Source organism: Leucobacter japonicus, from assembly GCF_001273855.1.
GTDB lineage: Bacteria > Actinomycetota > Actinomycetes > Actinomycetales > Microbacteriaceae > Leucobacter > Leucobacter japonicus.
The window spans coordinates 1-405 of sequence record NZ_JHBX01000124.1; the positions used below are offsets into that span (position 1 = coordinate 1).

1 protein-coding gene is annotated in these 405 nt (G+C 52.1%); it reads left to right on the plus strand.

Going from position 1 to position 405, the window contains the following annotated elements; all coding sequences use genetic code 11:
* A partial coding sequence (locus AMS67_RS18430; protein ID WP_162230862.1) for a hypothetical protein occupies positions 1 to 405 on the plus strand: 405 nt, incomplete at both ends.

A 405-nucleotide genomic window follows, 5' to 3' on the forward strand; every position in this document is an offset into this window, starting at 1 on the left:
CTTCTAAGGAGCGGTCGCCGTCCAAGTCCGATCTGCTCAAGCTTCTTCGTCTTGTTCTGGTCATTGTGCTCAAAAGTGACCATAACGACGAACAAGTGAATGCTATGCAGACCTTGTCACTCGATGAACAACTCATCATGAAGCAGGTGGTCGAGGACGTGCTGTCCGACTATACCAGCTCCGACACGACACCACCCACTACGAAGGAGCCGATCGATGGCGGTGCAAATCGCGAAGAAGTCATCACGTTGCGTCGCGATGTAGAGCTAGGAAAACAGCGCTTATCCGATTGCCAAGATCAGCTTGCACATACCGAATCACATGTGGATCGTGTCACAACTGAGAACAAAGAGCTGTTGTCGCAACTTTCCGCGCCGCGTCAAATCCAGCATGAACGCGATGCCC